This window comes from Streptomyces acidicola (assembly GCF_009377235.1).
GTDB classification, from domain to species: Bacteria; Actinomycetota; Actinomycetes; order Streptomycetales; family Streptomycetaceae; genus Streptomyces; species Streptomyces acidicola.
The window spans coordinates 25,896-33,492 of sequence record NZ_VMNX01000094.1; the positions used below are offsets into that span (position 1 = coordinate 25,896).

6 protein-coding genes and 2 pseudogenes are annotated in these 7,597 nt (G+C 73.7%); 4 read left to right on the forward strand and 4 right to left on the reverse strand.

Annotated elements, in window-relative coordinates; all coding sequences use genetic code 11:
• The 3 genes from FPZ41_RS23680 (at window position 1) to tatA (ending at window position 1,782) form a co-directional block, all read left to right on the forward strand.
• Window positions 1-606: a hypothetical protein gene (locus FPZ41_RS23680; RefSeq protein WP_322620627.1), complete on the forward strand. Its 606-nt coding sequence runs from the start codon at window positions 1-3 to the stop codon at window positions 604-606.
• A 139-nt stretch (window positions 607-745) separates the two neighbouring features.
• On the forward strand, window positions 746-1,330 hold the full coding sequence (locus FPZ41_RS23685; RefSeq protein WP_131566856.1) for a TerD family protein: 585 nt from the start codon (window positions 746-748) through the stop codon (window positions 1,328-1,330).
• A gap of 140 nt (window positions 1,331-1,470) precedes the next feature.
• Window positions 1,471-1,782, forward strand: coding sequence for a Sec-independent protein translocase subunit TatA (gene tatA, locus FPZ41_RS23690; RefSeq protein ID WP_131566853.1), 312 nt, complete (start codon window positions 1,471-1,473; stop codon window positions 1,780-1,782).
• Window positions 1,783-1,816: 34 nt separating this feature from the next.
• On the opposite strand, the gene FPZ41_RS23695 is transcribed toward tatA, so the two are convergent.
• A complete protein-coding gene (locus FPZ41_RS23695) occupies window positions 1,817-2,539 on the reverse strand; it encodes a phosphatase PAP2 family protein (protein ID WP_322620630.1) in 723 nt (240 codons plus the stop codon).
• Between the two features lie 141 nt (window positions 2,540-2,680).
• Between FPZ41_RS23695 and FPZ41_RS49925 the strand changes: the two are divergent.
• A pseudogene (locus FPZ41_RS49925) lies at window positions 2,681-2,782 on the forward strand (BlaI/MecI/CopY family transcriptional regulator); the annotation flags it as partial.
• A gap of 73 nt (window positions 2,783-2,855) precedes the next feature.
• Here the strand turns inward: FPZ41_RS49925 and FPZ41_RS49930 are convergent.
• The 3 genes and pseudogenes from FPZ41_RS49930 to FPZ41_RS23710 all read right to left on the reverse strand — a co-directional run.
• Window positions 2,856-5,288, reverse strand: a complete 2,433-nt coding sequence (locus FPZ41_RS49930) for a hypothetical protein (RefSeq protein ID WP_322620628.1) — start codon at window positions 5,286-5,288, stop codon at window positions 2,856-2,858.
• Window positions 5,285-6,376: a hypothetical protein gene (locus FPZ41_RS23705; RefSeq protein ID WP_152865722.1), complete on the reverse strand. Its 1,092-nt coding sequence runs from the start codon at window positions 6,374-6,376 to the stop codon at window positions 5,285-5,287. The genes FPZ41_RS49930 and FPZ41_RS23705 overlap by 4 nt, the downstream gene beginning before the upstream one ends.
• A pseudogene (locus tag FPZ41_RS23710) lies at window positions 6,373-7,597 on the reverse strand (hypothetical protein); the annotation flags it as partial. The gene FPZ41_RS23705 and the pseudogene FPZ41_RS23710, both read right to left, overlap by 4 nt.

Genomic DNA, 7,597 nt, shown 5'->3' on the forward strand with positions numbered 1-7,597 from the left:
GTGGCCCTCGGCCCGCACCGCCTCCGCCCAGAGGACCGAGCGGACTTCGAAGCCCTGCTGCACCTGGCGCTCAGCACCCAGGACGTCCGCAGCGCCCTGCTCGCCGACCCCAGCGGCCAGGCATCCGGGCGCCTGCGCGCCCAGGCGCTCGACGCCGCCGACGAGATCACGGCGGCGGCCGGAGAGGCGTACGGCGCCTATCTCGCCGTACGCGCGGCGGCCCGGGACACCACACGGCGTCCGACGCCCCAGGGCACCCTGCTGCCCGCCCTCGCCGTGCTCACGCCGCTCGTTGCGGCCACCTCCGCCGCGGTCCTGCTCCTCCTCGGGTATCTCTTCCAGCTCGCGCACGTCTCCGGCACGTTGCCCGGTTCGCTCGTCACCGCGGGCTGGGTGCTGGCGCTCGTCGCGGCCGTGAGCGCCCTCGTCGCCCTCGCCGCGCTGGTGAGCACGGGCATACGCCGACGTGGTGGCCCACCGTCCGGCGCGCGCCTGGAGCAGGCCCGTCTGGCCTGGCATCAGGCGCTGCTCGGCCAAGGACTGCTGCCCCATCTGCGCCGCTGCGTCAAAGAGGACCCGTTCCTGCACGCCGCGCCACCGAAATAGCAACCCCGGGTCAGCCGGCCCACGGACCCCCGCGGCACGCCGTCCGCCGACCACAGACCACAGACGACCGAGCGACCCGGCACCCGCACATCCACCGCCTCACCGCACCACACTGCACACAACCAAGGAGACACCCCCCATGTCGATCAACCTGAACAAGGGCCAGCAGATCAGCCTGAGCAAGTCCGACGGCACCGCCCTGACCTCCGTCCGCATGGGCCTGGGCTGGAAGGCCGCCCCCCGCAAGGGCTTCCTCGCCAAGCTCACCGGAGGCGGCGACATCGACCTGGACGCCTCCGCCGTGCTCATCGCAGGCGGACAGCCGACCGATGTCGTCTTCTTCCAGCACCTGGTCAGCGACGACGGCTCGGTCCGGCACACCGGCGACAACCTCACCGGCGGGGCCGGCGCGGGAGGCGACGACGAGTCGATCCTCGTCGACCTCGCCCGTGTCCCCGCTCACGTCGACCAGATCGTCTTCACCGTCAACTCCTTCACCGGCCAGACCTTCGCCGAGGTGCAGAACGCCTTCTGCCGCCTGGTCGACGAGACCACCGGAGCGGAGCTCGCCCGCTACACCCTCACCGGAGGCGGCAGCCACACCGCCCAGATCATGGCCAAGGTGCACCGCACCGGCGGCGGCTGGCAGATGAAGGCCATCGGCGAACCCGCCACCGGCCGCACCTTCCAGGACCTGCTCCCGGCCATCGCACCCCACCTGTAGGCGCCCGAGCGCCGCGCGGAACAGCAGGCGCGCCGCCCCCTCCATTACCGTTCACAGACCGAGACGGCGTTACCGCCGCCCCGGACACCAGATACGCTCGCGCCATGCCCGGCCCGGGCCAAGGAGAGGACAGGACCAGCATGTTCGGACTGAGCGAACTCGCCATCATCCTCATCGTCGTCATACTCGTCCTCGGCGCCAAGAAGCTCCCCGACCTGGCCCGTTCGGCCGGGAAGTCGGCCCGCATCCTCAAGGCCGAGGCGCGGGCGATGAAGGAGGAGCAGGCCGCGCACGAGCAGACCGCGCAAGCGGATCAGGCGGACCGGACAGCGCCCCGCGTCGTCCAGGGCGAGATCATCCCGTCGGCGAACAGCGCCACCACCGACGCCGGCCAGTCCACCGCGCCCCGCACCCACACGCCGGGCACGGAGCCCTCACGGCCACAGGCCTGACGGCATGACCCCACGCAGGACGTCACGCAGGACGTCACGCCGGGCGTGATCCTCCTTCGCGGCCGGGATCTTGGGGCGTACCGTCCTCCGGTTCCGAGTCGGCCGGCTCGGTCCGGAAGGCTTTGGGCAGCCAGTAGGCCGCGGCGCACACGCACACCCCGAGCCAGCCGGCGGCCAGTAACCAGCCGCCGACGACATCGGTGAACCAGTGCACACCGAGGTAGACACGGGTCAGTCCGACCGTCAGGCCCCAGCAGCCGACGGCAACGCGCAGGGCCGTGCCGCCGCGCGGGGCGCGCAGGGTGAGCGCGAGGATGAGCAGACCGGCGGTCAGCGCCGCCGTGGTGCTGTGCCCCGAGGGGAACGCCCAGCCGCTCGCGTGCGCCGTCCAGGCTTCCTGCGGCGGGCGCGGCCGGTGCAGGAGCTCCATCACGCCGTACCGCAGCGCCTGCCCGGTGGCGAGGCAGGCGAGGCCGAACGCCACCGCGAGCAGCCGTTGCCGCACGGTCCGCCCGACCAGGGCACCGGCCAGCGCGACGAGGACGTACGGGATCGCGCCCGTGCCGGTGGCGGTCACACCACGTGCCAGGGCACGCATGATCTCCGGACGGTGGCCCACGGCCCAGGCGAGCAGAGCGGGGTCGGGCCAGAGCGGCTGCCCGGCGCCGGCCACGACGCTCATGGCCAGCACCGCGAACGCCGTCCAAGTGCCAAGGCCGGTGCTGCCGGCCAGCTCTGCGACGTCCCTGCGGTTCACGAGGCCGACAGGAGCGGACGCAGCGGGGACACCGTCGGCTGCGACGACAGGGCCGCGGGTGTGGTCATCGGCGTGAGTCCCTTCCTTGCGGACGGCCGGGTACTCGACGCCGAACTCGCCTCCGACCCGGCCCGGCCGGCCGTGGCCACGATCCTTTCCCGGCTGCACGCGAAAGGCACCCTGGAACGGGAGCGACAGGCCCGCGGCTACGCCTACCGGCCCATAGATGACCCGCACGGCCTGACCGCCCTGCTCATGTACGGCGAACTCGACCGTGACAGCGACCGGGCGACGATCCTGCGCCGGCTGCTGGACGTCAGAAGCCCGGAGCCGCCGTGGAAGGGGACGCGCCGCGTCTCTCGTACAGCCCGCGCACGACGGCCAGCCATGCCACCGCGGGTAGTTCGGGGATGCGGTCGTGGCTCGCGTCGACCAGGAGTTCCTCCAGGACCAGACGGGCCGTCTCGCCCTGGTCCGACGCGAGTCCGCCGAGGAAACGGGCGACCGCCTCGGCGTGAGCCTCGGCGCGTGGCTGTACGAGCCATCGGAAGAACCAGCAGGTCATGCCGGCGGTGCGCCGTGCGTGCAGGGGGCCCAGCAGCTTCTCCTCGGGAGCGGGAGTCACCTGGAGATCGACGGCGAGCAGTCGCTGTAGCAGGTCATGGGCCGCGTCGTCCGAGCGCACGGACTGCGGGAGCCGCTCCAGGACGATGTTCTGCGCCGCGTACGGCATGCGCTGTTCGAGCACGCGCAGCAGGTCGTCGTGGTGTGCGCGGTCCAGGCGTTCCTCCACCGCGCGACGGAGATCGTCGACATGCCCCGTGGGGTTCGCCGTACGGGTCAGGTCCTCGACCAGTCTCCGGATCTCGGCGTCCCGCGCACGCTCTCTGAGCTCCTTCCGGGACCAGGCCCTTCTCTTCGCCACCGGTGACCGCGCCATGGACGGCAGGCTCAGGAACGCCGGCAGTGCGTCCGCCTCCAGCGCGGGCAGGCGCGCCGCCGTCAGCCGGTCCGCGGACACACCGGGCGCGCCCGGTGCCGGCGGTGCCACCGGTGCCGGTGGCCGTGGTTGGCCGGCGACCTGAGGAGGTCCCGAGGGGAGCGGCGGTGGGCCGGCGGGCAGCTGCGGGTACGCGCCCGACACCTCGGGCCGGGTGTACCCGTACGGGCGCGTGCCCGGAGGTGCGACCGGCGCGGGGGGCCCGTGGCCGGCGGCTGTGTGCGGTGCGTCGATCGGGGGGCGCGTGTGGCCGCCGTACACGGCGTCCCCGTACCCGGCCTCCCCGTGTCCGCCGGGGTCCGGCCGCTCGGCGAACGGGTCCGGGGCGAAGGCGGGGGGCTGCTGCCCGTACGCCGTGCCCGCCGGGGGCTCGGCACCGATGGGCGCGCTCCCGGTCCCGTATGCGGAGGGAGCGTGCGGGGCCGCATACGGCTGTGATGCGGCGTAGGGCTGGGGTGCCGCGTACGGCTGAGGTGTCGCGTGGTGCTGGGGCGTGGGAACCGCGTCCCCGGGATGTCCGTCGGTGGCTGCGGGCCCGCCCGGCGGGTTGCCACGGGAGGGGCCGGTGTCCGCGGGCGACGGCGAGTCGCCGCCCCAGCCCACCTGCGGGCCGTCGCTCCGCACGGGCCCGGTGGAGGGCGCGGGCTCCGGGGCCGGCAGTGGAGGTGCCGGAGCCGGGTCCGGGTCCGGGTCCGGAGCCGTGAACTGTTCGGCCCTTCCCGGCCAGAGCCGGCTCACGATCAGCTGGATCCGCTGCCACTCGGGGGCCGTCGCCGCCTCCGGTACCTGGTCCAGTGGGCGCTGGTATTCGCCCGAGGCCGGTGACCAGCGCAGATAGTGCTCCACCAGGCTGTTCGCGATCTGGGCCGCCTCGTCGGTGCCCGGGTCCAGCAGGTCGATCCTCCGCAGCCGGCTGTCCTCCTCCGGGGAGCCCCGCCAGGAGGGAACGAACACGACGCGGTGCGGATGGTCGTCCACTGTGTCGAACGTGGCGAAGGTCCAGCTGTCCCGGCCGCCCAGCCAAGAGCCGAAGACACGGCACAGCCCCCACAGGGCCAGGAACGCCGGATCCGGGAGCTCCCCGCCCACCGCCAGTTCCGGCCCGGCCGCCGCCCGCTCCTCCGCGAACGCCGCGTCGAGTTCCCCGGCGGGAGCCGACACCCTCCCCTGGGGCGTGCGCAGGAACTGCGCCACGAGGCAGCGCAGCGGGCCCCCGACCAGCCATACGTTCTCCTCCAGCCGGTCCCTCATACGGCCGGCCAGGTCGCGCAGCCGCTCCCGGGGCACCGGGGCGATGTCTCCCACGACCCGGTCGGCCCAGCCGTCCTCGGCCCAGGGGACGGTCCCCAGGCTCAGGCAGTACAGGGGGCGCAGCAGCGACGGCGGTCCGAGCAGGGCGTGGCAGACGGTGTTGTCGCGGCCCTGGTCGTCGAAGCCGGGGGTGCGTCGCAGCAGCAGCACCCGGTCGCCGTGCCTGCGCCGGACGATGCTGGTCCGCTGCTCGCTCCCGCGCATCACCCGGAGCACCGGGCCCAGTTCCTCGGCCAGTTCGCGGGCCTCGCGCTCCGAGCAGGAGTGGGCGACGGCCGCGATCCCGGCACCGCGGGCCCCGCGGTTGCCGGCCCAACGGAACACCACCTGGTCGACGTGTGTCGCCGACGGGTGCTCATTCGTTTGCGTCGGTCGTGCCGTGCCGTGCGGCAGAGCCGGTTCCCCGGCGTGCGGAAGGGGTTCCATGGCGGCCGTCACATCCCCACCGTGGCCGGTCCGTCCCCGGCCTCGCAGCCGAGCAGACCGCACATGGCGAGGACCGAGACGAGCGGTTCCAGTACCCGGCGGGGGCGGGTGCCGTGCACGAAGGTGCCCCGGTGGTCGTGGCTGCCCGTGGCGGAGGCGAAGTGCAGGGTGCAGCGCAGCACGCTGTCGAAGGGCCTGACCCAGGCCGGGCCGGAATGGGCGCGCAGATAGGCGTAGGCGTCGCGGCTCTCGTCCCGGAACCGTGCGGCGGACAGGCGGCCGGGCGGCGGCTCGCCGAGCCAGCGGTCCACCGGCGGTTCGAAGCGCAGCAGATCGCTCTTGTTGATCACCATGGCCGCGGCCACGCCCAGGTAGGGGCCGGTGCGCGGCAGCCGGTCGAGCACCGTCTGGAAGGCCGGATCGCCGCCCCGTGTGAAGCCGAGCTGGCCGCGCAGCGGGTCCAGATGGGCCATGGGCAGGGCCCTGAGGGGGTCGACCACGAAGATCAGCGCGTCGACGCCCACCATGAACCGCAGCACGCCGTCCGTACGGCGCAGGTCCTCGCCGCTGAGGTCGAAGAAGGCCACGGGCCGGGTGACCCCCTCCGGCCCGGTCAGCAGCAGGGCCTCGACGAACGCGGCGAACGACCGGGACGGGGTGTGCTCCAGCATCGTTCCGGAGCGGAGCACGTCGACCCGCTCGTCCATGAACGTCTTGTGGTCCTGTGGGTTGACGGACTGCCAGGTGACGCCGTAGGGGTCCAGTCCCCCGTCGGTGATCTCGGCGATCATCTGGGTCAGCAGATGGGTCTTGCCGGTCGCGGAGTCGCCGACCATGGCGACGGTCAGCGGGCTGCCGTGGGTGAGGTAGGGCACCGGGATGTAGTGCGCCTGTACGTCGTCGGCGTTGCTGCACCGCTGGTAGGCGGAGCGCAGGGTGTCCGCCAGGCGCAGCGGGCTGGACTGGTGGCCGAGGTGCAGCGGTTCGTACTGCTGTTTGTCGTTGCGGACGAACAGCTGCCGCTCGTCGTAGGCGACGACCTCCAGGCAGTACGGGCAGAGGATCTCCTGGGCGGTGGTGCCCGGTACGGGTACGGTCATCGGCGGCTTCCTCCCTCGGGTCGGCCCCGGTCGGAGCCCGTGTTGCCGGAGGTGCGGCCTCCGCTGATCCAGGTGCGCAGGCGGCCGCGGTCGGGCCGGGGTTCGTACTCGTAGCCGGTGGCGTCCATGGGCGGAGCGGTGGGGTACGGGGGGACGTCCTGTCCGGCGCCGAAGCCACGGCCGCCGCCCGGCCCGCCCGGCCCGTCCTCCTCCGGGAAGGAGGCGAGGGAGCCGTGGGGTTGAGGGAGCCGGGCGAGGGCTGTGTGCTTCCGCCGTCTCGTGTCGTCGAACTCGCGGCGGAACTGTTCCAGCGGGTCCGGTAGCAGCACCCCGGCGACCTCGGCGGCGGCCTCCGGCACCAGGGTGCGCAGCAGGGCGTCGGGCGTCGGGCGGTCCTCCGCGCGCCGCGCGAAGACCGGGCTCAGGGTGTCGGCGATCGAACGGTGCGCGGCGAGGTCGGGCGGCGGGCCGTCGGGGCTTCCGGGCCGGCCGGTGACGAGTTGGTGCATCACCTGGGCGACGCTCCACAGGGCGTCCCGGGAGTCGGTCGCACCGACGCCGGCCCGCTGCTCGGGCGAGGCGAACGGAGGGATGCCGTACGGGATGCGGGCCCGGCCGGCCCGGGTCACCGATCCCAGGTCCCACACCTGGACGCCGTGTTCGTCCCAGCGCACGGCCCCGGGCACGATGCCGCGGTGCACGAGGCCGACCACCTCCATCAGCCGCACCGCCAGTACCAGGTCGCGCTCCACGACGCGCTGTCCGGCGAGCGAGACTCCCTCGGTCAGCCCGGACAGGGGCCGGCCTCTGGGCACGGCGTAGAGCAGGAACGGCGAGGGGGTGTTCATGTCATGGCCGACCGGCGTGGGGAAGAGGCCGCCGAAGCGGGTGCCCGCGTAGGCGCGATGCAGGGCGAGAGCCGTGGTGATCTCCGCCTCCAGCAGGGAGTACGCGGCCCGGTCGGCGGCGGCCTCCTCCGGCAGCCGTACCTGGAAGCCCTGCCAGCCGTCCTCGAAACGGACGGGGCGGGCCATGGCCGGCGGGCGGACCAGCCGTGGGCGGTCCGGTCCGAAGCGGGCCCGGACGCGATGCAGGTCGCCCTGCGGGGAGACGAAGCTCAACTCCCGCGTCGCGTCATGGCGTACGGAGGATCCCTGGGCGGTGCGGCCCGGCCCGGCGTGCTCTCCCCGTTCCACCCGTTCCCCCCGCTCTCCCCGTTCC